Origin of the sequence: Streptomyces sp. NPDC050704, from assembly GCF_040654355.1 — a bacterium.
Taxonomy (GTDB): Bacteria; Actinomycetota; Actinomycetes; order Streptomycetales; family Streptomycetaceae; genus Streptomyces.
In genome coordinates, this window is sequence record NZ_JBFAHW010000084.1 from 1 (window position 1) to 23,586 (window position 23,586).

Genomic DNA, 23,586 nt, shown 5'->3' on the forward strand with positions numbered 1-23,586 from the left:
CCGAGGATGCGCGGGGGGCGTTCGTGGTGATCACGGATGCCGGGCGGGTGGCGATCGAGGCGGCGGCTCCGTTGCATGTGGAGGCGGTGCGGGAGTTGTTCCTGGACCATGTGACCCCGGCGGAGCTGCGGACGCTGGCCGACATCTCCGACCGAGTGGTGGCGAAGCTGGACGAGGACCCCGCCTGAGCGGCTGCACGGGTCTTCGGCCATGTCGGCAGGGCCGGTAGCCCGGCTCTTGTGGCTCGCGGCGATGGTTGGCCAATCGCAGTGCAGCTTGGCCGTGATGCCGTCCTGGCCATTGGTCTGGACGTCGAAGCGTGAAGCCAGTGAGCCCTCTCCGGCTGGTCAGGCATGAGGCGGGGCCGCTGGTGACTGGTGACGTCGTAGCGTCGGTTGGCGTCGAGGCGGTTGTCGGCGGTCACGGTGTGGAGTCGGAAGGGGGCTCCGGCGCCCTGAAGTCCCTGTCGCACCGCTTGCGCGATGGCCTGGAAACTCGTGCCGCATCACCCACGTCCGACCGCCCGCTCCGGTCCTGGCCAATACCGCAGACGCGGTGGGCGGCGTCGAGATCCCGGCGGTGCACGGCTTCCGCGTCTCCTGCTTGATCGCGACAGCCGCCACGGTCGGCGGACTGATTCCGGCCCTGCTTCCCGCCTGGCGGCGCCCGAGGTCCCGGACCGAGACGGCGGGCTGAGCAGCGATCCGTGCGGCGGCTCCGGATCCGGCGTGTGGTCTCTCGGCGCGGTCTCTCAGTCGAGTTGTGCTGCGACCCGCGTGAGGCTGTCCTCGATCCGGCCCAGGACCTCGAGAGCCTCGGCCTGCTCCTCAGAGGTCAGGTCGTTCACGGTGCTCGCCTCGAGATCGAGCCACGCGCGCTCCACCTCTTGCCGCAGGGCGTTGCTGGCGGCCGTGGGTTCCACGATGGTGGCCCGCTTGTCGCTGGGGGAGGGGCGGCGGCGTACGAAGCCCGCGTTCTCCAGACGTTGAATGGTGCGGGTCATGGTGGCGGCGTCGGATCCGAGCAGGCGGACGAGGTCGGTCTGACGCTGGGGGCCGCGGTCCCACAGCTGCATCATGACCAGTTCCTGACCGGGGTGGAGGCCGACGCGGCGCAGTAGCTGCCCGGCGAACATGCGGTGCAGGCGGGCCACGCGGAGGATCGCGTGGCTGAGGGGACCGGCCGCGACGGAAGGTGGCAGCGGCAAGGGGCCGTCCGCTGACGGCGTCGTCCGGGCTGCGGTCGAGTGACCTGCGTCCGCTCTCTCCGGCTGGGGCATTTCTTCCTCGCTGGGCGGTCGGAACTTGCTTGAACAGGTAGATGCTACCGCTCTCCCGGGTCCCAACGGGCCGACAAGAGCGCCTTCCGTTCCTGCGTAAGGACGGCCAGAGTGACGTGGATCACGGGTGCGTGGGGATGGCTCCGATACGATTTACTTGTTCGGACAGTTAACTGCGCGACCGGCGCTGGTACGTCATGGGCCGCGGGGAATGGCGGCCCGCCTGTGAGACAAGGAAATTGATCTATGTCAACGGCTTTCCAGTCCTACGCCCTCAGCGGCAAGCAGCTGGCCAATCGCATCGTGATGGCTCCGATGACTCGTAGTCGCGCATACGATGACGGGCAGTGCGTGACCGACCTGTCAGCCACCTACTACGCGCAGCGGGCGAGTGCCGGTCTGATCATCACGGAGGGCACCCAGCCGTCCGTGGTGGGCCAGGGCTACCCCGCCACGCCGGGCATTCACTCGGCCGAGCAGGTCGCGGCCTGGCGCAAGGTGACTGACGCCGTGCACGCCGAGGGCGGTGTGATCTACCTGCAGCTGATGCACACCGGCCGGGTCGGCCACCCGAGCCTGATGGGCCTTCAGCCGGTCGGCCCGTCCGCCGTCACAGCCAAGGGGCAGGTCTACACGCAGAGCGGCCCGCAGGACTTCGTGACGCCGAAGGAACTCACCGAGGCCGAGATCCTCGAGACGATCGCCGACTATGCCTCCTCCGCGCGCAACGCGATCGAGGCCGGCTTCGACGGCGTGGAGCTGCACGGCGCCAACGGCTACCTCATCCACCAGTTCCTGGCCCCGAGCTCCAACCGGCGCACCGACGGCTGGGGCGGTTCGCCGCAGGCCCGCATCCGCTTCGCCGTCGAGACCACCAAGGCCGTCGCCGAGGCCATCGGCGCGGACAAGGTCGGCTTCCGTCTCTCCCCCGGAAACCCCTTCAACGACATCGACGAGTCCGACCGGGCCGACGTGGAGGCCACCTACACCGCGCTGGTCGACGAGCTCGCCCCGCTCGGCCTGGCCTACCTGCACCAGATGGAGGCGCCCGAGAGCCGCGACCTGACCCTCCGTCTGCGCAAGCAGTTCCCGGGCACCTACATCCTCAACCCCTTCACCGCGCCGCAGCCCACAGGGCCGGAGGCGCTGGAGCTGATCGAGAACGGCACCGCCGACCTGATCTCCTTCGGTGCCCTGTTCCTGGCCAACCCCGACCTGCCCAAGCGGCTGGCCGCCGGCGGTCCCTTCAACGCCCCGGACCCCGCCGCGTTCTACGGCGGTGACCACACCGGTTACACCGACTACCCGACCCTCGACTGACCCTCGGCCGTCAGGCCTGCACGTGTGCCCCCGCCCGGTGGATCCGGCTGGGGGCACACGCGCGGGCGCGCATATTTTCCTGCCCGGACAACTCGGTGGGTCGACGGCATGGGTCTCACGACACGCCACGTGCTGCCGTCGATGCTCCTCGCCGGGAGGGGTGTCATCACGAACGTCTCGTCCGTCACGAGATGGCGGCCTGTCGGCGCGGTGCCGGTGAGGCTGGGAAGGCCGGTGGCGTCGCCCCGCCCGGGAGAGCGCTGACGACGACACTCCACTCCTGCGTCCCGGAACCGATCGGCTGCGGTGCAGGTCCATCCCCACGGTCTGCGGTACGTCCAGGCCGTCGTCGGTCTCACGTCCGCGTCGGTCCCCGAGGGCGTCACTCCTCGCAGGTGCTGGCGTCCCAGGTCTTGATCCGCCGAAGCAGCCGCCGCAGCTCCGTCAGCTCCTGCTCTTCGAGGCCGGCGAACAGCTCCGCCTCGGCGACGCGTACGGCGCGGTCGGCCCGGACGACCAGCGCGGTCCCGCGATCGGAGATCTCGACGACATGGCGGCGTCGGTCGGCGGGGTCGCGGCGGCGGGTCACCAGCCCGTTGTTCTCAAGGCCGTTGAGTACCGTGACCAGCACACTGGGGTCGACTTTCAGTTCCTCCAGCAACGCCTGCTGGCTCAGGCGCTCGCGTTCGGCCAGCAGCCCCAGCACATGGGCGTGGCTGAACTTGAGCCCCATTTCGGCCAGCGCCTGCCGGACTTCCGTCTCGGCGATCCGGCCCAAGCGGGCCAGGACGAAGCTGACGCGGTCGGTGATCACGAGACGATTCTATCAACCGTCACCGATGACAGGAATGATCAGATCGTTGGTAGCGTTCAATGATCTGTCGATATCCACGATCGAGCCCGCAAGGACAGGGGGCGGTTCGCATGACCGACTACGGTCACGACCTGCGCTTCGGATCATTCCTCACACCTCAGAACCAGGACCCCCAGCGTGTGGTGGACCTGGCAGTGCACTCCGAACAGGTGGGACTGGACCTGGTGACCTTCCAGGATCACCCCTACCAACCGGCCTTCCTCGACACCTGGACGCTGATCAGCTGGGTCGCCGCCCGTACCGAGCGTGTCCACCTGTCCGGGAACGTCACCAACCTGCCCCTGCGCCAGCCCGCGGTCCTGGCCCGCTCGTTGGCCGGTCTCGACCTGCTGTCGGGCGGCCGGATCGACCTCGGTCTGGGCGCGGGCGGCTTCTGGGACGCCATCGAGGCGATGGGCGGGCGGAAGCTGACACCGGGCGAGAGCGTCCAAGCGCTGAGCGAAGCCATTGACGTCATCCGCGGCATCTGGGCGGTCGCCGAGCGCGGCGCCCTGCGGATCGACGGCACGTACTACAAGGTCAACGGCGCCAAGCGCGGCCCGGCACCCGCCCATGACGTACCGATCTGGCTGGGCGCCTACAAGCCCCGCATGCTCCGGCTGATCGGCGAGAAGGCCGACGGCTGGCTGCCCAGTCTGAGCTTTCTGTCCTCGCCGACCCTGAGCGAGGGCAACGAGATCATCGACGAGTCGGCCGCACGGCACGGCCGCGACCCGCGCGAGATCCGCCGTCTGCTCAACATCCAGGGAGACTTCGGCACTTCGGGCGACTTCCTCAAGGGGCCGGCCGAGCAGTGGGTGGAACAGCTCCTCCCCTTCGTCCTGGAGGACGGCATCGGCACCTTCATCCTCGCCTCCGACGACCCCGTGACGCTCCAGACCTTCGCCGAGGACGTCGCCCCCGCCCTGCGGGAGCAGGCCGCCGCCGAACGCGAGTCCGCCGGCACGCCGACCGGCGGCGTCCGCCCGGCCGCCGCCCTGGCCAAGCGCCGCGGCGGCATCGACTACGACGGCCTGCCCGCGGACTTGGCCGACCGGGCCGTGGAGCCGGGGGACCGCGAGTACCGCAGCGTCCGCTCCACATACGTGTGGTCCGGCCAACCTGGGCTGGTATTGCGCCCCACCACACCGCGGCAGGTCTCCGAGGCGCTCGGCTACGCCCGAGCCCAGCACGTGCCGATAGCGGTCCGCAGCGGCGGACACGGGATCAGCAGTGCCTCCACCAACGACGGCGGCATCGTCCTCGACCTCGGTGCCCTCGACGGCATCGAGCTCATCGACCGTGAGCGGCGCCTGGTGCGCGTCGGACCCGGCGCCCGCTGGGGCGAGGTGGCCGCCGCGCTTGCCCCGTACGGTCTCGCGATCAGCTCGGGCGACTACGCCGGCGTGGGTGTCGGCGGACTGGCCACCACCGGCGGCCAGGGCTTCCTCGGCCGTTCCTACGGCCTCACCATCGACCACCTCAAGGGCGCGGACGTCGTCCTGGCCGACGGCTCCCTGGTACGCGCGGACGCCGAGCACCACCCCGACCTGTTCTGGGCCCTGCGCGGCGCCGGTGCCAACATGGGCATCGTCACCTCGTTCGACATCGAGGCCACCGAACTCGGCGACGTCGCCTTCGCCCAGATCCTGCACGACGCCACCGACACCGCGGGCTTCCTCCAAACGTGGGGCAAGGTGGTGGAGGACAGCCCGCGCGAGCTGACCGCGTTCCTCATCGTCGTCCATCAGGGAGGCCGGCGCATCGCCCAGACGTACGCCGTCTGGGCCGGCGACGACACCGAACGGGCGGCCCGGGCACTGGAGCGCTTCCTGCCCATCGCCCCCGTCCTCCAGCAAAGCGCGCAACTCGTCCCGTACGCGGCGGTCATGGCCCCGACGCACGACCAGCACGACGGCCAGTCCCTGATGCGCAGCCGCAGCGCACTGGTGGACCACATCGACGCCGACACCGCCGCCCTGGTGGCAGGCCTGTTCGACCGCAGGGACACCAGCTACTTCCAGATCCGCGCAGTCGGCGGAGCCATCAACGACGTACCGGCCGACGCCACCGCCTACGCCCACCGCACGCAGAACTTCTCCCTGTCCGTCCTGGTCCGCCAGGGCCACGAGCGACAGGCGGCCCAGGAATGGGAGAAGGTCCCGGCGACCGGCCTCTATCTCAGCTTCGAGACCCATGACCACGCTGCCGCCCTGACCAAGGCGTTCCCGCCGGTCACCCTGGCGCGGCTGCGGCAGGTGAAGGGCGCCTACGATCCGCAGAACGTCTTCCGCGACAACTTCCCCATCAGCCCGACGACATGACCCCGGGACGGAAGTGTCACGGCCCACGCCCGGCAATTCAGGTGGATCTCCAGTACCGGCCCCGTGCCCGGCAGCCGACGCCCCGGGAGACGCGCATCCTCGACGCCGTCCTCAGTGGTGTCTTTGACTACGCGCGAGAGAAGCCGGAAGGGTGAAAGGCCGAGCAATTTTACAATTCCTTCACGGTGTTTGCCGGCCGTTCTTGATAACTCGCAAGTAACAACGCCCCATTGATTGAACCATGACCCTCTCATGGGCGGTTGCGGGGATTCTGTTGAAGTTTCGAAGTCCGAGTGTTCTACTGATCTCGCTGCAGTGAGCTGCTGAATTGGCAAGGGCGCAGGGGTACTTCTACGTACCGGGATCCGCGCCCGTCCGCTTTCCCTGCTCCTTCTTGCAGTTGCTGTCACCCCCCTCACCGAAAGGCCCCCCATGAGGACCCCTGTTTCCGCGATATCCGCCGCCACGGGCGCTGCCGTCATCGCGCTGCTCAGCGTTCCCGCCACCGCGTTCACCGCCACCGCGGAAGGCACGACCGAGCGATCCACCTCCTACGTGGCCACCGGCAGTGTCTTCCAGGAAGCCCTGGCCGAGGGCGCTGTCGTCGGCACGCAGGACTACTGCGAGACGGGCCCCAACGAGCCGGGACGCTGCTGACCCTGCTGATCGACGCCCCGCCGGATCGGTCGATCCGGCGGGGTTGCCGACCGCGCGGAATGGAAAGGTCGGTGACGTTGCGGCATGACCGCATCGCACGCCCTGGTGGTGTCCCTGCGAAAGGCGGGGACGCATCTACTGAAGGAATTGATGACCGGGTTCGGCTACTCCCTCCACGGGGAGGTCTCGGCCGCCGCCGAAATTCAGCCGAAGCTGAGGGGCGACACGCTGTGGCGTGTACTGACCATGGTCTACGACGAAGAGGAACTGAGCCGGCTCACCGAGAGCAAGGAACGGGCCGTGGTCGACGCGGCCATCGCCGAGGCGGTCGCCGCGTTCTACGGGGCCTGGCGCATTCGGCTCGGTATTCCCTGGCGAGGCCCGGCAGAGGAGGCCCCTTCACCGGAACTCGTCGCCAGAACCCTGGCGCGGACCGCCGCCCGCGGCTTCGCCGACACTCCGGAAGACGTCTGCTGGTTTCTGCACCAGCTCGACCCGCACCGGGCCGACGAGGGTTTCCTGAGCGAGTGGCTGGACACGGGCAACCCCAGGATCGTCTTCAACTACCGCGATCCGCGCGACGTACTGCTGTCCATGGTCAACTTCCTCTCCGGTGAGAGCGGCCGCGGGGTCGGCCACTTCACCGACCACCGCGTCTACCGCGCCATCCTGCGAAACGCGGGCAGTTTCGAGGAACGGCTGACCATCGCCCTCACCGACCCCTGCTTTCCCGGCGCCGACGCCTTCGAGCGCGGGCTGTGGCTGCTGCGCCACCCCGCCGTCTGCAAGGTCTCCTTCGAGGAACTCGTCGGCCCGCGCGGCGGCGGTTCCCGGCAACTCCAGTCGGCGGCCGTCGTCCGGATCGCCGACTTCCTCGGCACGGACGGCGACCCTGTCCAGAACCCGGCCGACCTCGTCGACCAGCTCTTCAACGACCAGTCGTACTCGTTCCACCGGGGACGGATCGGCGCCTGGCGCGAACACTTCACACCGGAGCACGAGAAGCTCTTCGAGGAACGGTACGGCACCGTGCTGGACGCCTACGGATATCGCTGACCGGGGCCTCCCTTCCGGCCAGGTCACCTCTGGTCGGTGGTGTCGGGCGCCGTCACCCCCGGTCGGGAACCGACGCGATCGCCGACGGGAACCGGTACGTGAGATGGGTGTCCTGACCGACGGCTATGAGTCTCACCGGCCGAAGGCCGTCGAATGGGGAACCAACAGGGCTCCTGGGCCGGACGAGTGGAGACCCGGCGACCGGCAACAAACTAGCCTTGAATGGTTGTCGCGTCAACCATGTCCGAGGCTTCGTAGGGTGAGCCGGCGGCTAGGCTGCCGGACCGGACGACGCCCCTCGATGCCGACGAAGAGGCCGCCTGGCGGGCCTTCGCCCGGGTCGTGCTGGTCGTGCCACGCGTCCAGAAGGCCGATCTGTTCGCCGGGTGCGGGCTGAGCCTGGTCGAGTACATCGTCCTGGTGAACCTCTCTGAGGCCCCCGGCCAGGCCATGCGCATGCGCGAACCCGCCGCCGAGTCCGTCCTGTCCACCGGCGGCACGACCCGCCTGGTCGAGCCTGCTTGGGCTTGACGCCGAGGTGGGGCAGATAGATGATGCATCAACTCACTTCTCTCTGGGCGGCACATCTCACGTGCGCCCACGATGTCGAAGACGGAAGGCGTACGCATCTCATGAAGAAGCGTCTCATCAGCATGATCGTTGCAGGCGGCGCGGCAACAGCGGCACTGGCCGTGACCACAGGCCCGGCCCAGGCGGCGAGCGTGCCCCAGTGCGAGGCCGGCGCATCACTCGCCTGCGTGGCCGTCACGATGGAAACCAAAGCTCCGGTCCACAGCATCAGCGTCAACGGTGATTGCGTGCCGTTCAGCACGGGTACCACGGCTAGCACGAACGCGACTATCACGAACATTTACTTTCCCGAAGAGAGCGTGGCCCTCTCCGGGTCTCCCACCACACTGACCTATTCGGGCTACGACTGCGAGAAGACCACTCAGAACGTGCAGCGCGTGGGCTGGTCCACGGGTTCAGTGGGAGTCGGCAATTACCGCTGGGTGGCCATCGGCCGTATCTGGCAGTGACACACGCGGTGCGGTGGCCACCCTGGCGGCGGCCACCGCACCGGTTACCCGGCACATCGCTCACCGCTACCGGTGAGTTGGAACGACACAATCGGCCCGTACCTCCCCCTCCAGCACTGGCTCCGGCGGCGTTGCGGCTCAAGCGGCGGGACGCCTGAGGGCGCCGAGGCCTCACCGGCCGCCGAAGTCCCACCGGCGGCACGGCAGGCAACGTGCGCGAGCGGAACGTTCTGCTGGTTTCGACCCGGCGGGGGAGTCTCAGGGGTCCGGGGTGGCCTGACGAGCCGCGTAGGCGGCGGGTGCGAGACCGGTGTGCTGTCGGAAGAAGCGGCCGAAGTTGGCCGTGTCGGTGAAGCCGAGGTGGTCGGCGACCGCGCGGGCGGTCCACCGGGCGTGGCCGAGCAGACGGCGTGCTTCGAGCAGGCGGCGCTGATCGATGACCTGCCGTGCTCCGGTGCCGGCGGCGGCCTGGGCGGCGCGGCTGAGGGTTCGTACGGAACAGCCGAGCAGCCGGGCGTAGTCGTCGACGCGGTGCAGCTCGCGGTGGTGCAGCTCCAAGGCGTCCAGGAATCGTTCGTAGACCGGCATGACGCCCGGGTGCCTGGCATCGGCGTTGTTGGCCGAGGAGGTGTTTCCGGCGGTGACCGGAGCTTGTGCGACGCCCGGTGAGTTGGCGAGTCGTAGTAGCAGGACTTCGAGGAGACTGCACCGCAGGGCGTGATGGGCCGCGAGCGGGCGGCGTCCCAACGCACGGTGTTCGTCGAGGAGTTGGAACGCGGTCTGTGCCAGCCAGGGGGCGTCGTCGGGATGCGGCGTCAGTACGGCGGGGGCGTCGTGCGCGATGAGGGGAGCCAGCTCGCGGGCGGTGCCGGGCCGGAGCGCATCCGGCTCGAACAGGATGAAGGGACCACGCGCGGTGCCGGGGTCGTGCCAGCACTGCACGTGCCCGGGGCGCACCCACAGCCACTGGCCGGGAGCGACCGTGCGCGTGACGTGATCGACGTCGTGCCGCAGTTCACCCTCCGTCACGAGGATCAGGTAGTGGAAGGTGGCACGGCCCGGACGGGGCGGGTTCCACGGCCAGTCGTCGTGGTCGGCGTGGAAGTCCTCGACGGTGGTCACCTCCAGGCCGCGGGGTACCGACCGGGGGCTGGAAGCGGTACAGCGGGACGGACTCGGGCTCTGCGTATGCGGCGGAGTCGGGCCGCGAGACGAAGAGGGCGGAGGAACCTCGCTCGGACCGCCGCGGGTGTCGCCTGTCGACCATCATGTGTCCGCAGTCTACCGAGCGATTTGTCGTCCGCGGCGTAAGGATGGTGACCGCGGCCCACGCGGGTGCGTGCCGTCGGCGTCGTCCGATGCCTCCCCTCACCGCAGGCCACGAAGGTCCCCGCACAGCCGGGCGTTCGAATCGATGAAGGAGCTTTTGACCGTGGACGGAGAGACGCTGCAGAAGACCGCGGCCGACTGTGCCGAGGAACTTCCCGGGGCTGGGCTGGAGCACCCGTTCGGTCCCGAGTGGGAGGTGTACAAGGTGCGCGGCAAGGTCTTCATGCTCATGACGCAGGTGACGGGTGAACCGGTGGTGATTCTCAAATCGGCGCCCGACGAGGCGGCCGCCCTGCGGGACGAGCACGTGGAGATCACCCCTGGCTACCACATGAACAAGAAGCACTGGATCACGTTGGGGGGCGGAAACACGATCGAGGAGACGCTGGTGCAGGAGCTCGTGACCGACTCCTACCGACTTGTCGTCAGCGGGCTCGCCAAGTCCCAGCAGCCCGTCGACCCGCGCACCTACGGCCTCCGCGCCTGACCTCCGGCATGTCGTTCAACGGCACGAAGCTCCAGGACACAGCACGCCACACCGCACTCGCGCTCCCGGGAGTCAGCCACGGGCGCCCGTTCACCGAGCAGCTGGACGTCTACAAGGTGGCGGGCAAGGTCTTCCTGATCGTCACCGACGACCCGGACGAACTCATCGTCACCCTCAAGGCGGAACCGGAGTACGGGCGGCTGCTGCAAGGCCGGTACCCGTCGCTCACTCCGGGCCGCTACCTCGACAAGCGGCACTGGATCTCCGTAGGAGCCGGCCGGGACATCACCGCGGACCTGGTCGCCGAACTCGTCGACCACTCCTACCACCTCGTCCTGGAGACGGTTCCGCACAACCGCCGTCCCGGATGACCACCAACCGACCAACCAACCGATCACCAACCAACCGACCACGGACAAGGACCGCCCATGCACAGCATGTCGACCGAGGAATGGCACGCCTTCGTCACCCGCGGCGCGCCCACCGGACGGTTCGCCACCATCGGGGCCGGCGGCACACCGAACATCACCCCCGTCTGGTACGTCTTCGACGGCGAGGCCTTCCTGTTCACCACGGGTGGGGCGACGGCCAAGGCCCGCAACCTGCGGCGCAACCCCCGCGCATCCCTCTGCGTGGCCGACGACGCCCCGCCCTTCGCCTACGTCGAAGCGCGAGGCGAGGTGACGCTCAGCGAGGACCTCGACGAACTCCTCGATGTCGCCACCCGGTCCGGTGCCCGGTACATGGGCGCGGACAAGGCCGAGGCATTCGGCAGGCGCAATGCCGTCCCCGGCGAACTCGTCGTCCGCCTGCGCCCCACCAAGGTCATCGCCTACGGCGGCGTCACCGACTGACGAACACCCGGCCGCTCTCCACACTCACCGCGCGGCCCGGAAACAAGGACCCGTCCATGAAGCACGAAGCACAAGCACTGCCCCTGTTCTACGAGGACACGCGGCGCCCGCTGGCCGACCAGCTGCGGCCGCGCACCCTGGAGGACGTCGTCGGGCAGGAACACCTGCTCGCGACCTACGCCCCCCTCGGGCGCATGGTGGAGCAGGGGCGGCTGGTGTCGGCGATCCTGTGGGGGCCACCCGGATGCGGGAAGACCACCATCGCCCGGCTCCTGGCGCAGCGGACCGAGCTGGCCTTCGAGCCGCTGTCGGCCACCTTCTCCGGAGTCGCCGACCTGAGGAAGATCTTCGAGGCGGCCCGGCGCAGGCGCGAGATCGGCCAGGGCACGCTGTTGTTCGTCGACGAGATCCACCGGTTCAACCGCGCCCAGCAGGACAGCTTCCTGCCCTACGTGGAGGACGGCACGGTCACCCTCGTCGGGGCCACCACCGAGAATCCCAGCTTCGAGCTGAACGGGGCACTGCTCTCCCGCTGCCGGGTCTTCGTCCTCAAACGCCTCGACGACACCGCCCTGGACACCCTGATCGCGCGCGCCGAGCAGCTGACCGGGCGCGAACTGCCGTTGGACGACGAGGCCCGCCGGGCCCTGATGGCCATGGCCGACGGCGACGGCCGGTTCCTGCTCAACATGGCCGAGCAGCTCCAGGCGTTGCCCGACGGCGCACCGCCACTGGACACCTCCGGTCTCGCCCAGCAGATCCAGCGGCGGGCTCCGCTGTACGACAAAGCCCAGGAGAGCCACTACAACCTGATCTCGGCGCTGCACAAGTCGATGCGCGGCTCCGACCCCGACGCGGCCCTGTACTGGCTCGCCCGCATGCTCGACGGCGGCGAGGACCCCCTGTACATCGCCCGCCGACTCGTCCGCTTCGCCAACGAGGACATCGGAACAGCCGATCCCCAGGCCGTACAACAGGCCCTGGCGGCCTGGGACGTGTACGAGCGTCTCGGTTCGCCCGAAGGCGAACTGGCCATCGCGCAGGCCGTCGTCCACCTGGCGACCGCCCCCAAATCCATCGCGGTCCACCGGGCGTTCGGCGCCGCACAGCAGCGCGCCCGCCGGACCGGCTCCCTGATGCCGCCGCTGCACATCCGCAACGCGCCCACCCGGCTCATGAAGGACATCGGTTACGGCGAGGGCTACCAGTACGACCCGGACACACCGGAGGGATTTTCCGGCGCGGACTACTGGCCCGAGGGTATGGACCGCGAGACCTTCTACCATCCCGGCGAGGGCGGTTACGCATCAAGAATGTCCCGGAGTACACCGTCCTGTTCGAGCGGATCGTCAACGTGCTCATCGACCTCCAGCCGGACATCCGGTTGAGCTTCAGCACACATCCAAAGAACGTGTTCGAGGCGCTGCAGCGCTGGCTTGACCGCCAGGGCCGGCCTGTGTGGTGTCAGTTCAGGGCAGGCGCGCGGCAGCGGGAGACACCGGGAGAGCCCGGGTCACCCGAGCCTGCGGGCCTCGCCGGACAAGCTCTAAGCTGATCCTCGATGTTCACCGCGCAAGGCCCCACGTTCCGCGAACTCGCCGTGCAGGCGCTGTCGTCCGTCGAGCACGGCTACGACCTGCTCGCGCCGAAGTTCGACCACACCCCCTTCCGTACGCCGGACTCGGTTCTGCGCTCCGTCGCGCGGGCGCTGGAGCGGATCGGGCCCTTCGACAGCGGGCTCGACCTGTGCTGCGGTACCGGCGCGGGCATGGACGTGCTGCGGACGGTGTGCCGGGAGCGGGTCACCGGTGTCGACCTCAGCGCGGGCATGCTCGCCGTGGCGCGGGAGCGTGCGGGTCAGCACGGGCCGCAGGCCGCGTGGGTGCGTGGCGACGCGCGGGCCCTGCCGTTCGGGTCCGCCTTCGACCTGGTGGTGAGCTTCGGGGCCTTCGGGCACTTCCTGCCCCAGGAGCTGCCGGGCCTGTTCGCGCAGGTCCACTCGGTGCTCCGCCCCGGCGGGCGGTTCGCGTTCCCGATCGTGGCCCCCGCCCGCCCCGGGTCCCGCGGCTACTGGGCCATGCTGGCCTTCGACACGGCGATGCGCGCGCGGAACGCGGTGTGGCGTCCCCCGTTCGTCATGTACTACCGGGAGTTCCGCCTCGGTGACGTACGACGGGAACTGGCCCGGGCCGGTTTCACGGTGGAGCTGTACGCCCTCCCCGAGTTCGGCCGCCGGGACGACGGCAGCCCGCGCTGCCGGATGGCGGTGGCCACCCGCCAGGGGTAGCCGGCCACTCGGGCGAGTAGCTACCGGGTTCATTCGCGGTGCGTCGGGCTTCAGTCCGGTGGTGAAGCGATTCTGATGGTTGCGACGCGGGGCGCCGTCGACGGTGCCGGCGAAGTAGGAGCCCGACCACAGCTTGTTGGCCCGCCAGTAGTGCTGTACCAGGTCGGGGAACTCCAGGCGCAGACGGCGTGAGGAGACGCCCTTGAGGGAGTTGACCAACTTGGTGACGGCGACCTTGGGCGGGAAATTCACCAGCAGGTGGACGTGGTCGTTCTCACCGTTGAACTCCACCAGCGTGTACTCGAACATGCATCACGAAAGCACAGTGCCGACCAGTTCTGATCTTCTGCATCTCACTCATAACCCACGTATGTAGCGTGGCCGTCATGCAGCTCAGGTACGCCTTCAGGCTGTACCCGGACACCGGCCAGCAGAAGGCGTTGGCGAGGCGTTCGGGTGCGCCCGCGTCGTGTTCAACGACGCCCTGCACGCCCGCGAGAGCGCCCGCAGGGCCGGGAAGCCGTTTCCGAAGACCGGCGAGCTGTCCACCCGGCTGATCACCCAGGCGAAGCAGACCGAGGAGCGGTCCTGGCTGGGCGAGGTCTCCGCGGTCGTTCTCCAGCAGTCCCTGCGCGACGCCGAGACCGCCTACAAGAACTTCTTCGCCTCCCTCAAGGGCCCCCGCAAAGGGCCCAGGACCGGTGCGCCGCGGTTCAAGTCCCGCAAGGACACCCGGCAGTCGATCCGGTTCACCGCCAATGCCCGCTGGAAGATCACCGACAGCGGACGGCTGAACCTGCCGAAGGTCGGTGCGGTGAGGGTGAAGTGGTCACGCACCCTGCCCGCACAGCCCTCCTCGGTCACCGTGATCAAGGACGCGGCCGGCCGGTACTTCGCCTCCGTCGGCATCGACATCGACCCGGCCGCCGACGCCGTCCGGATGCCCGCCACCGACCACACCGTCGGCATCGACCTCGGCCTGAAGCACTTCGCCGTCCTGTCCGACGGCACGAAGATCGACTCCCCGCGGTTCCTGCGCCGCGCGGAGAAGAAACTGAAGAAGGCCCAGCGGGAACTGTCCCGCAAGCAGAAAGGTTCGAAGAACCGCGAAAAGGCCCGGCTCACGGTCGCCCGCGCCCACGCCAAGGTCACCGACGCCCGCCATGAGTTCCACCACCAGGTCTCCACCAAGCTGATCCGCGACAACCAAGGGATCGGCGTGGAAGACCTGGCGGTCAAAGGACTCGCGCGCACCAGGCTGGCCAAGAGTGTCCACGACGCCGGCTGGGCCTCATTCGTGAACATGCTGGAGTACAAAGCACAACGGTACGGACGGACCCTGATCAAGATCGGCCGGTACGAGCCGACGAGTCAGGTCTGCTCCACCTGCGGCGTCAAGGACGGGCCCAAACCCCTCGACGTGAGGGAATGGACCTGCGCCGCCTGCGGCACCGTCCACGACCGGGACCACAACGCCGCGATCAACGTGAAGACGGCCGCCGGACTGGCGGTATCGGCCTGCGGAGCGCCGGTAAGACCAGAACTCGTTCTGGCACAGCGCGGAGAGACAGGAAGCCACGGATTCCCGACCGAACCCCGTGCCGCGTAGCGGCACAGCAACGATCGAGAAGACCAGAATCCTCGAGCTTCAACCCGAGGTGCAAGTCAATCAAGCCCGGAGATCCTGAACACCGTCCGCGCCGTCTCCCGGTCGATCCGCTCCGACAGCCGCCGCAGCTCCGTCGTTCCGCAGACGAGTGAGCCATCCGCCGCCGAAGCGCGGGCGCCCTCGTCCAGCAGCCGCCACAGCGCGGGGTTGTCGGCCAGGACCTGGGGATCGAACTCGACGCGTCCGCCGAAGTCGTCGCGCAGGACGAGGCGTTGGGCCACACCGTCCGCGCGGCGCACCACCATGAGACGGTCCGTGCGCACGGACCGTTGCCCGAGCAGTCCGCGGCACACGAGAACGCCCTCGCACGCGGCGACGCGCGGGGGCAGCAGCACGGCGAACAGCAGAAAAGCCAGCGTCGTCCACAACAGAGTCCGCGTCGCCGTGATGCTCCCCGACCCGGCGTCGATCACCAGCAGCATCCCCAGCAGCAGCGCGGCACAGCCCGCGGCCGACCGCGCCTCACCCGCCCAGGCCCGGTCGTGCACCCACGTGCCGTCGTCGTCGCCCCCCGCGAGGGCGGGACAGCGGCCGGATGAGTGCCGTGGGCTACGTCGAGGCATGCCCGTGACGGTAGGCACACGCGTCATGCGGTGGGGGCCCATTTGATGGATCGCTGACTCAGCGGGGGCGAAATTGGCGCATGCCGTACGCGGACCGTCCTGAATGCGGCCACCCTGCGTCCTGAATGCGCCTCCTGGACGCGACCACCTGCCGTCGAAGGAGAACGGGGCTCTGTGCCGACAGCGCTCCCGGTTGCCCTGACGACCTCCGGCGACACCTGGGCGTATGGGTTCCGTCAAAGGCGTGCGGGCCGCCGTATGGGAGGCGTCAACGGTGGCCGAATCGGGCCGGTGAGGCGGTTTCCTCTAATCGTCCGTTCGATCCGCACCTCATCTAGGAGCTTGCGATGGCCGACCTGGCCTTCGTTGTCACCACGATCGCGGTCTTCGCGCTGGTGGCTCTCGTCGCCAAGGGGGTGACGAAGCTGTGACCGCCGAAAACGTTGTCGGCCTGATCGTGGCCGTCGCTCTGCTGGGCTATCTCATCCTCGCCCTGGTGTTCCCGGAGAGGTTCTGAGTCCTGATATGAGCTCCGTCCTCGCCGGTGTGCTCCAGCTGCTCGCGCTGATCGCGGCGCTGGCACTGGCATACCGCCCGCTCGGCGACCACATGGCCCGGGTCTACTCCTCCGACAAGCACCTGCGGGTCGAGAAGTGGATCTACAAGGGCATCGGCGCCAACCCGAACACCGAGATGCGCTGGCCCGCGTACCTGCGCGGCGTCCTGGCCTTCTCGGCCGTCAGCGTCCTCTTCCTGTATCTGTTGCAGCGGGTACAGGGTTCGCTGCCCGGTTCACTGGGCTTCTCCTCGATCGACCCGGACCAGGCGTTCAACACCGCCACGTCCTTCGTGTCGAACACCAACTGGCAGTCGTACTACGGCGAGCAGGCCATGGGCCACGTCGTGCAGACCGGCGGCCTGGCGGTGCAGAACTTCCTGTCCTCGGCCGTCGGTATCGCCGTCGCCGTGGCGCTCGTACGGGGCTTCGCCCGCTCCCGGACCGGTGAGCTCGGCAACTTCTGGGCCGACATGGTGCGCGGTGTCGTCCGCATCCTGCTGCCGCTCTCCGTGATCGCCGCGATCGTGCTCGTGGCCTGCGGTGCCATCCAGAACTTCGCCGGCATCCACGAGGTCGGTCAGTTCATGGGCGGCTCGCAGCAGTGGAACGGCGGCGCGGTCGCCTCGCAGGAGGCCATCAAGGAGATCGGCACCAACGGCGGCGGCTACTTCAACGCCAACAGCGCGCACCCCTTCGAGAACCCCAACGCGTTCTCCAACCTCTTCGAGATCTTCCTGCTCCTGCTGATCCCGTTCGCGCTGACCCGCACCTTCGGCCGGATGGTCGGCTCGCTGCGCCAGGGCTACGCGATCCTCGCCACCATGGCGACCATCTGGGTCGGCTTCATCTGCCTGATGTGGTGGACCGAGTTCGCCCACCACGGCCCGGCGTTCGAGATCGCGGGCGGGGCGATGGAGGGCAAGGAGGCCCGCTTCGGTATCGGTGCCTCGTCGATCTTCTCGATCTCCACGACGCTCACCTCGACCGGCGCGGTGGATTCCTTCCACTCGTCCAACACGGGTCTTGGGGGCGGGCTGAACCTGCTGGGGATGCAGCTCGGTGAGATCGCGCCCGGTGGGACCGGCTCCGGCCTCTACGGCATGCTGATCATGGCGATCATCGCGGTGTTCATCGCCGGTCTGATGGTCGGCCGCACCCCCGAGTACCTGGGCAAGAAGATCGGCACCCGTGAGATCAAGTTCGCGGCCTGCTACATCCTCATCACCCCGGCACTGGTGCTCATCTTCACCGCCGCGGCGATGGCGCTGCCGACGCCCGGCCACTCGATGACCAACTCGGGCGCGCACGGATTCTCCGAGATCCTGTACGCGTACACCTCGGGCGCCAACAACAACGGCTCGGCCTTCGCCGGTCTGAACGCCGACACGCAGTGGTTCAACACCACGATCGGCATCGTGATGCTGCTCGGGCGGTTCCTGCCGATGGTGTTCGTGCTTGCGTTGGCCGGTTCGTTGGCCGAGCAGAAGCCGGTGCCGGCCACCGCGGGCACCCTGCGTACCGAAAAGCCGCTGTTCACCGGGCTGTTGGTGGGCGCGATTCTCATCATCACCGGTCTGACGTACTTCCCCGCCCTGGCGCTGGGGCCGCTCGCTGAAGGGCTGGCGTCATGACCACCGACGTAACGAAGCAAGAGGACACGATGTCCACCTCGACTCCCACACTCGCTCCCCACCAGGACGCACCGACCGGCCACAAGGGCGGCGACGGCCGGGTCGGTGCGGGTCTCTTCGACCCCAAGCAGCTGGTCAGGTCGCTGCCGGACGCGCTGCGCAAGACCGATCCGCGGGTGATGGTGAAGTCACCTGTGATGTTCGTGGTGTTGGTCGGCTCGGTGCTGACGACGGTGTTCTCGTTCAAGGAGCCGGGGGACTGGTTCGGCTGGGCGATCAGTGCCTGGCTCTGGCTGACCGTGCTCTTCGCCAACCTGGCGGAGGCGGTCGCCGAGGGCCGCGGCAAGGCCCAGGCGGACACCCTGCGCAAGGCCAAGACCGACACGGTCGCCCGGCGCCTGGTGGACGGCCGCGAGGAGCAGGTGCCCGGCACCGAACTGCGCGTCGGCGACCTGGTCGTCTGCGAGGCGGGTGACATCATCCCCGGCGACGGTGACGTCGTCGAGGGCGTGGCGTCGGTGGACGAGTCGGCGATCACCGGTGAGTCGGCGCCGGTCATCCGGGAGTCCGGCGGTGACCGCTCGGCCGTCACCGGCGGCACGAAGGTGCTGTCAGACCGCATCGTCATCAAGATCACGACGAAGCCGGGCGAGACCTTCATCGACCGGATGATCAACCTGGTCGAGGGCGCGGCTCGGCAGAAGACGCCCAACGAGATCGCGCTTAACATCCTGCTCGCCTCGCTGACCATCGTCTTCCTGCTCGCGGTGGCCACCCTGCCGCCGTTCGCCGACTACGCGGGCACGCACCTGAGCATGGTGGTGCTGGTGGCCCTGCTGGTCTGTCTGATCCCGACCACGATCGGCGCGCTGCTCTCCGCGATCGGCATCGCGGGCATGGACCGGCTGGTGCAGCGCAACGTGCTCGCCATGTCGGGCCGGGCGGTCGAGGCAGCCGGTGACGTGTCGACCCTGCTGCTCGACAAGACCGGCACCATCACCCTTGGCAACCGGCAGGCCGCCGAGTTCGTACCGGTGCGCGGCACGACCGAGGCCGAACTCGCCGACGCCGCCCAGTTGTCGTCGCTGGCCGACGAGACGCCCGAGGGCCGCTCCATCGTGGTCCTGGCGAAGGAGAAGTACGGGCTGCGTGAACGCCACCAGGGCGAGCTCGCGGGTGCCGAGTGGATCGCCTTCACCGCGCAGACCCGGATGTCGGGTGTGGACGTGGACGGGCGCAAGGTCCGCAAGGGCGCGGCCGGTTCGGTCGTCCGGTGGGTACGGGAGCAGGGCGGCACCGTCGCCGAGGACGCTGATACCCTCGCCGACCGGATCTCCGAGGCGGGCGGCACCCCGCTGCTGGTCGCCGTCGAGGACGACAAGGGCGCGCGCGTCCTCGGAGTCATCCACCTCAAGGACGTTGTCAAGGAGGGCATGCGGGAGCGGTTCGACGAGCTGCGCCGGATGGGCATCAAGACCGTCATGATCACAGGTGACAACCCGCTGACCGCCAGGGCGATCGCCGAGGAGGCGGGCGTCGACGACTTCCTCGCGGAGGCCACCCCCGAGGACAAGATGGCGCTGATCAAGCGGGAGCAGGCGGGCGGCAAGCTGGTCGCGATGACCGGCGACGGCACCAACGACGCGCCGGCCCTCGCGCAGGCGGACGTCGGGGTGGCGATGAACACCGGCACGTCGGCCGCCAAGGAGGCCGGCAACATGGTCGACCTCGACTCCAACCCGACCAAGCTCATCGAGATCGTCGAGATCGGCAAGCAACTCCTCATCACCCGGGGCGCGTTGACGACCTTCTCGATCGCCAACGACGTCGCCAAGTACTTCGCGATCATCCCGGCGCTGTTCGCGGCGGTCTACCCGGGCCTGGACAAGCTCAACATCATGAACCTGTCCTCGCCCGACTCCGCGATCCTGTCCGCGGTCATCTTCAACGCACTGATCATCATCGCGCTGGTGCCGCTCGCCCTGCGCGGGGTGCAGTACCGCCCGGTCAGCGCGGACAAGATGCTGCGGCGCAACCTCGGGATCTACGGCCTGGGCGGGCTGATCGCCCCCTTCATCGGCATCAAGATCATCGACCTGCTCATCTCCCTCATCCCCGGGCTGTAATCTCCTGAAAGCGTGCTGACCGCCATGAACAACTCGGTTACGAACACTGCCCGGTTGCTCTGGGCAGGGCTACGCGCCCTCCTGGTGCTGACCGTGGTGACGGGCGTCCTCTACCCGCTGGCCATCACCGGCGTCGCCCAGGGAATCTTCCCCGGCCGGGCGAACGGCTCGGAGATCAAGGCGGACGGCCGGGTCGTCGGCTCCTCGCTGATCGGCCAGGCGTACAACCTGCCGCTGAAGAAGGGCCAGGAGACCCCGGAGCCCGACCTGAAATGGTTCCAGGGCCGCCCGCAGAACGGTCTGGGTACCAACAGCGTCAACACCCAGTACAAGCTGATCCTGTCCGGCGCCACCAACCGCTCCGCCGACAACAAGGACCTGATCGACTGGGTGAAGGCCGCCAAGGCCGCCGTCATCAAGGACAACTCGACCCCGGACTACGAGGTCAGGGCGTCCGACGTGCCCGCCGACGCGGTCACCTCCTCGGGCTCCGGCCTGGACCCGGACATCTCCCCGGCGTACGCCGACCTCCAGGTCCACCGGATCGCCGAGAACAACGGGCTGTCCGTCGCCCAGGTCCAGAAACTCGTGGACGGAGACACGGACGGCCGGATCCTCGGCTTCATGGGCGAGCCCACCGTCAACGTCCTCGAACTCAACATCGCGCTCAAGGAACTCGTGGCGAAGAGCTGACGGCCTTATGGCCCCTGGTCACCCAGCGGCAACTGCTCCAGGAGTTCGAGGCGTGACAGGCTCCCGATCGCCTACGACGGGCCGTTGTCAGTGCCCCGCGCTAGTCTGCGGAGATCTGATCGATTGGCCCGATCTGGGAGGTTTTCATGGCCTCGCGCCTCAATCCGTACATCAGTTTCCGCGGCGACGCCCGGCAAGCGATGGAGTTCTATCAGGAGGTGTTCGGCGGCACGCTGGTGCTCAACACCTACGCCGACTTCGGCTCGCCGGGCACTCCGGAAGCCGACAACATCATGCACGGCATGCTGGAGACCCCGAGCGGCTTCGCTCTGATGGGCGCCGACAACCCGCCGGGCATGGAGTACACGCAGGGCAGCAACTTCTCGGTGAGTCTCAGTGGCGACGACGAATCCGAGCTGCGCGGCTACTGGGAGAAGCTGTCCGCCGACGGCACCGTGTCCGTCCCGCTCGACAAACAGATGTGGGGCGACGTGTTCGGCATGTGCACGGACCGGTTCGGCATCCCCTGGATGGTCAACATCAGCCAGGCGCAGAACTGAGCTGGCCCCGTCCGAGGGCAACCCGGCCCGGTCGCACGTCCCGGGTCCCGCCGACTCGACGGTCGGCGGGACCTCCGGCGTCATCGCGCAGGCGGCGTCAGTGGTTGCCAGGGCGTTCGAGCGCGACCTTCGGCAGCCTGCGGGCCAGTGTCGCGGGCAGCCACCACGCGTGCCCGCCGAGCAGTTGCATGACGGCCGGCACGATCAGACAGCGGATCAGCAGGGCGTCCAGGAGAATCGCCACCGCGAGCCCGAGTCCGAACTGCTGGAGCATCCGGTCGGGGCTGAGCACGAAGGCGGCGAAGACGACGATCATGATGGCCGCGGCGGCGGTGATGACCTTGCCGGTGGCGGCCAGGCCTTCGCGGACGGCGTGCGAGTGGTCCCTGGTGCCCTCCCACTCCTCGTGGATGCGGGAGACGAGGAACACCTCGTAGTCCATGGAGAGCCCGAAGACGATCGCGAAGATCATCACGGGAACGAACGCCTCGATCGGCCCCGGCTCCACACCGAACCAGCCGTGCTGGAAGACGAGGGTGATCGCGCCGAGCGCCGCCGCGATGGACAACAGGTTCAGCAGTGCCGCCTTGAGCGGGATCAGCACTGAGCGGAAGACCACCATCAGCAGCAACGCGGACAGCCCGACGACGATCGCGACGAAGAGCGGCAGCCGCGCGGACACGGTGTCCGCGAAGTCCTGGGTGGACGCGGTGGGCCCGCCGACGAGGTACTCGGCGCCGGTACGCTCCCCGAGCCCGGGCAGCACGTCGTCGCGCAGCCGGTGCACGAGGTCCGTGGTGCCCTCGTCCTGCGGGGACGTGGTGGGAAAGGCGATGACCGTGGACACCGCACCGTCCTCCGAGGGCAGTGGTGGAGTGGTGGCGGCGATCCCGTCGGTCGAACCGAGCACGGACTGAAGGGACTTGGCAGCCGCCTCGTCACCCTGACCCACCACGACCAGCGGGCCGTTGAAACCGGGCCCGAAGCCCTCGGCCAACAGGTCGTAGGCCTGACGGCCGGTGGACGACGGCGCGTCGTTGCCCGCGTCGGCGAAACCCAGGCGCATGCCCAGCGCCGGGGCGGACAGCGCGAGCAGAGCCACGACGGCGGCGAGCAGCGCGGGCAGCGGCCTGCGCTGCACGGCCGAGGCCAGCCGCCGCCAACGCCGGCCCTCCACCCTGCCCTTGGCCTGCGCGGTGGCGGCCTGCTTGAGCACATGCCGCTGGATGCGTGCGCCGAGGACGGCCAGCATCGCGGGCAGCAGGATCAGCGAGGCCGCCATCGTGACCAGGACCGTCAACGCCACCGCCAGCGCCACGCCCTGCAACGAACCCAGGCCGAGGGCCACCAGCCCGAGCAGCGCGATGATGACCGTGCAGCCGGCGAAGAAGACGGTACGGCCCGCCGCGTCGAGAGCCGTACGGGTGGCGGTCTCCCGGCCCGCGCCCTCGACGAGTTCGTGCCGGTAGCGGTAGAAGATCAGCAGTGCGTAGTCGACGCCGACACCGAGCCCGACGAGCATCATGATCGGCGGGGTGAAGTCGGCGACCGTGAACACGTGTGAGGCCAGCGCGATCAGGCCGATCGAGGCTCCCACCGCGAAGAGCGCGGTGACCAGCGGCACCGCGGCCGCCACCAGCGACCCGAAGAGCAGCACGAGCACGACCAGCGCGGCCAGCATGCCCGCGCCCTCCGCGGCCCCGCCCTCTTCCTCCTCGGCGCCGCGCACCGCGTCGCCGCCGACCTCGATCCGCAGACCCTCGTGCTGCGCGTCCCGCGCGGTGTCGATGATCCGGGTGACATCCTCCTTCGGCACGTTCTCGGCCTTGGCGTCGAGGGTGACCGTGGCGTAGCCGACGGTGCCGTCCTCGGAGACGGCGGAGGTGTCGGCGTACGGGCTGCGTACGTCCGCGACGCTCGGCAGGGTGCGTACCCGGTCGAGCATCTCCTCGATGCCCGAGCGCTCGGCGCGCAGCCCGTCCTCGTCTGTGCCCTCGCCTCCGTCCTTGTCATTGAAGACGATCTGCACGCTGTCGCCCGCCTGCAGGGAACCGTGCTCTTCCAGCAGGTCGGAGGCGGCCTGGGAGTCGGTGCCGGGCAGGGCGAAGTCGTTGCGGTAGGCGCTGCCGGCGGCCTGGGAGCCCACCGTGATGGCGGCGACCACCACGATCACAGGAGCAGCGCGCCCCATCGGTGGCGCTGGGACCAGGAGGCGAGGCGCCCGAAGACGCCGGCGCGGGGAGTGGCTCGGTCGGTGTCGGACGGGATCGGCGCGTTCGTATCGCGTGCCGTGGACATG

Annotated in this window: 20 protein-coding genes and 4 pseudogenes; 18 read left to right on the forward strand and 6 right to left on the reverse strand. The window is 68.8% G+C overall.

The annotated features are described in order from the left end of the window. Nucleotides 1-188, forward strand: a pseudogene (locus AB0I18_RS36210) (MarR family transcriptional regulator); the annotation flags it as partial. A 563-nt stretch (nt 189-751) separates the two neighbouring features. On the opposite strand, the gene AB0I18_RS36215 reads toward AB0I18_RS36210, so the two are convergent. Further along, the gene (locus AB0I18_RS36215) at nt 752-1,279 is read right to left on the reverse strand and encodes a MarR family winged helix-turn-helix transcriptional regulator (RefSeq protein WP_363109936.1); all 528 of its coding nucleotides are present in this window, start codon (nt 1,277-1,279) and stop codon (nt 752-754) included. Nucleotides 1,280-1,525: 246 nt separating this feature from the next. Here AB0I18_RS36215 and AB0I18_RS36220 point away from each other — a divergent pair, with 246 nt between their 5' ends. Then, a complete protein-coding gene (locus AB0I18_RS36220) occupies nt 1,526-2,599 on the forward strand; it encodes an alkene reductase (RefSeq protein ID WP_363109937.1) in 1,074 nt (357 codons plus the stop codon). Nucleotides 2,600-2,981: 382 nt separating this feature from the next. Here the strand turns inward: AB0I18_RS36220 and AB0I18_RS36225 are convergent, their stop codons facing one another. Next, the gene (locus tag AB0I18_RS36225) at nt 2,982-3,413 is read right to left on the reverse strand and encodes a MarR family transcriptional regulator (protein WP_363109938.1); all 432 of its coding nucleotides are present in this window, start codon (nt 3,411-3,413) and stop codon (nt 2,982-2,984) included. 110 nt (nt 3,414-3,523) lie between these two features. On the opposite strand from AB0I18_RS36225, the gene AB0I18_RS36230 reads away from it, so the two are divergent. From AB0I18_RS36230 to AB0I18_RS36250, 5 genes are all read left to right on the forward strand, one after another. Then, nucleotides 3,524-5,776, forward strand: a complete 2,253-nt coding sequence (locus AB0I18_RS36230; RefSeq protein WP_363109939.1) for an LLM class flavin-dependent oxidoreductase — start codon at nt 3,524-3,526, stop codon at nt 5,774-5,776. A gap of 432 nt (nt 5,777-6,208) precedes the next feature. Continuing rightward, nucleotides 6,209-6,433 (forward strand): hypothetical protein, encoded by a 225-nt coding sequence (locus AB0I18_RS36235; RefSeq protein ID WP_363109940.1) that lies wholly within the window; start codon nt 6,209-6,211, stop codon nt 6,431-6,433. An 84-nt stretch (nt 6,434-6,517) separates the two neighbouring features. Beyond that, a complete protein-coding gene (locus tag AB0I18_RS36240) occupies nt 6,518-7,489 on the forward strand; it encodes a sulfotransferase domain-containing protein (RefSeq protein WP_363109941.1) in 972 nt (323 codons plus the stop codon). 342 nt (nt 7,490-7,831) lie between these two features. Then, entirely contained in the window at nt 7,832-8,020 is a 189-nt protein-coding gene (locus AB0I18_RS36245; RefSeq protein WP_363109942.1) for a hypothetical protein, read from the forward strand. A 101-nt stretch (nt 8,021-8,121) separates the two neighbouring features. Further along, nucleotides 8,122-8,529, forward strand: coding sequence for a hypothetical protein (locus AB0I18_RS36250; RefSeq protein ID WP_363109943.1), 408 nt, complete (start codon nt 8,122-8,124; stop codon nt 8,527-8,529). 258 nt (nt 8,530-8,787) lie between these two features. Here the strand turns inward: AB0I18_RS36250 and AB0I18_RS36255 are convergent, their stop codons facing one another. Then, entirely contained in the window at nt 8,788-9,651 is an 864-nt protein-coding gene (locus AB0I18_RS36255) for an AraC family transcriptional regulator (RefSeq protein WP_363109944.1), read from the reverse strand. Nucleotides 9,652-9,961: 310 nt separating this feature from the next. Here AB0I18_RS36255 and AB0I18_RS36260 point away from each other — a divergent pair, with 310 nt between their 5' ends. From AB0I18_RS36260 to AB0I18_RS36280, 5 genes are all read left to right on the forward strand, one after another. After that, entirely contained in the window at nt 9,962-10,345 is a 384-nt protein-coding gene (locus AB0I18_RS36260; RefSeq protein WP_363109945.1) for an MmcQ/YjbR family DNA-binding protein, read from the forward strand. Nucleotides 10,346-10,353: 8 nt separating this feature from the next. Then, nucleotides 10,354-10,716 carry an MmcQ/YjbR family DNA-binding protein gene (locus AB0I18_RS36265; RefSeq protein WP_363109946.1) on the forward strand — a complete coding sequence of 121 codons (363 nt, stop codon included), beginning with the start codon at nt 10,354-10,356 and terminating at the stop codon, nt 10,714-10,716. Nucleotides 10,717-10,773: 57 nt separating this feature from the next. Further along, nucleotides 10,774-11,199, forward strand: a complete 426-nt coding sequence (locus tag AB0I18_RS36270) for a PPOX class F420-dependent oxidoreductase (RefSeq protein WP_363109947.1) — start codon at nt 10,774-10,776, stop codon at nt 11,197-11,199. A 56-nt stretch (nt 11,200-11,255) separates the two neighbouring features. Next, nucleotides 11,256-12,587 carry a replication-associated recombination protein A gene (locus AB0I18_RS36275; RefSeq protein WP_363109948.1) on the forward strand — a complete coding sequence of 444 codons (1,332 nt, stop codon included), beginning with the start codon at nt 11,256-11,258 and terminating at the stop codon, nt 12,585-12,587. Nucleotides 12,588-12,760: 173 nt separating this feature from the next. Further along, nucleotides 12,761-13,486 carry a class I SAM-dependent methyltransferase gene (locus AB0I18_RS36280; RefSeq protein WP_363109949.1) on the forward strand — a complete coding sequence of 242 codons (726 nt, stop codon included), beginning with the start codon at nt 12,761-12,763 and terminating at the stop codon, nt 13,484-13,486. Between the two features lie 87 nt (nt 13,487-13,573). Here the strand turns inward: AB0I18_RS36280 and tnpA are convergent. Beyond that, nucleotides 13,574-13,910: pseudogene (gene tnpA / locus AB0I18_RS36285) on the reverse strand (IS200/IS605 family transposase); the annotation flags it as partial. On the opposite strand from tnpA, the pseudogene AB0I18_RS36290 reads away from it, so the two are divergent. Next, nucleotides 13,873-15,095: pseudogene (locus tag AB0I18_RS36290) on the forward strand (RNA-guided endonuclease TnpB family protein). The pseudogenes tnpA and AB0I18_RS36290 overlap by 38 nt on opposite strands. A 56-nt stretch (nt 15,096-15,151) precedes the next feature. Here AB0I18_RS36290 and AB0I18_RS36295 read toward each other — a convergent pair. Then, the gene (locus AB0I18_RS36295; protein WP_363109950.1) at nt 15,152-15,718 is read right to left on the reverse strand and encodes a hypothetical protein; all 567 of its coding nucleotides are present in this window, start codon (nt 15,716-15,718) and stop codon (nt 15,152-15,154) included. A 427-nt stretch (nt 15,719-16,145) separates the two neighbouring features. Here AB0I18_RS36295 and kdpF point away from each other — a divergent pair, with 427 nt between their 5' ends. From kdpF to AB0I18_RS36320, 5 genes are all read left to right on the forward strand, one after another. Beyond that, nucleotides 16,146-16,235, forward strand: a complete 90-nt coding sequence (gene kdpF / locus AB0I18_RS36300; RefSeq protein ID WP_266830789.1) for a K(+)-transporting ATPase subunit F — start codon at nt 16,146-16,148, stop codon at nt 16,233-16,235. Nucleotides 16,236-16,243: 8 nt separating this feature from the next. Continuing rightward, the gene (kdpA, locus tag AB0I18_RS36305) at nt 16,244-17,908 is read left to right on the forward strand and encodes a potassium-transporting ATPase subunit KdpA (protein WP_363109951.1); all 1,665 of its coding nucleotides are present in this window, start codon (nt 16,244-16,246) and stop codon (nt 17,906-17,908) included. Continuing rightward, on the forward strand, nt 17,905-20,034 hold the full coding sequence (gene kdpB, locus AB0I18_RS36310; RefSeq protein WP_363109952.1) for a potassium-transporting ATPase subunit KdpB: 2,130 nt from the start codon (nt 17,905-17,907) through the stop codon (nt 20,032-20,034). The genes kdpA and kdpB overlap by 4 nt, the downstream gene beginning before the upstream one ends. Nucleotides 20,035-20,058: 24 nt before the next feature. Continuing rightward, nucleotides 20,059-20,727, forward strand: coding sequence for a potassium-transporting ATPase subunit C (locus tag AB0I18_RS36315; protein ID WP_363109975.1), 669 nt, complete (start codon nt 20,059-20,061; stop codon nt 20,725-20,727). Between the two features lie 146 nt (nt 20,728-20,873). Then, nucleotides 20,874-21,287: a VOC family protein gene (locus tag AB0I18_RS36320; protein WP_363109953.1), complete on the forward strand. Its 414-nt coding sequence runs from the start codon at nt 20,874-20,876 to the stop codon at nt 21,285-21,287. A 97-nt stretch (nt 21,288-21,384) separates the two neighbouring features. Here the strand turns inward: AB0I18_RS36320 and AB0I18_RS36325 are convergent. Next, nucleotides 21,385-23,585 (reverse strand): annotated as a pseudogene (locus tag AB0I18_RS36325) (MMPL family transporter). Between the last annotated feature and the right edge of the window lies 1 nt (nt 23,586).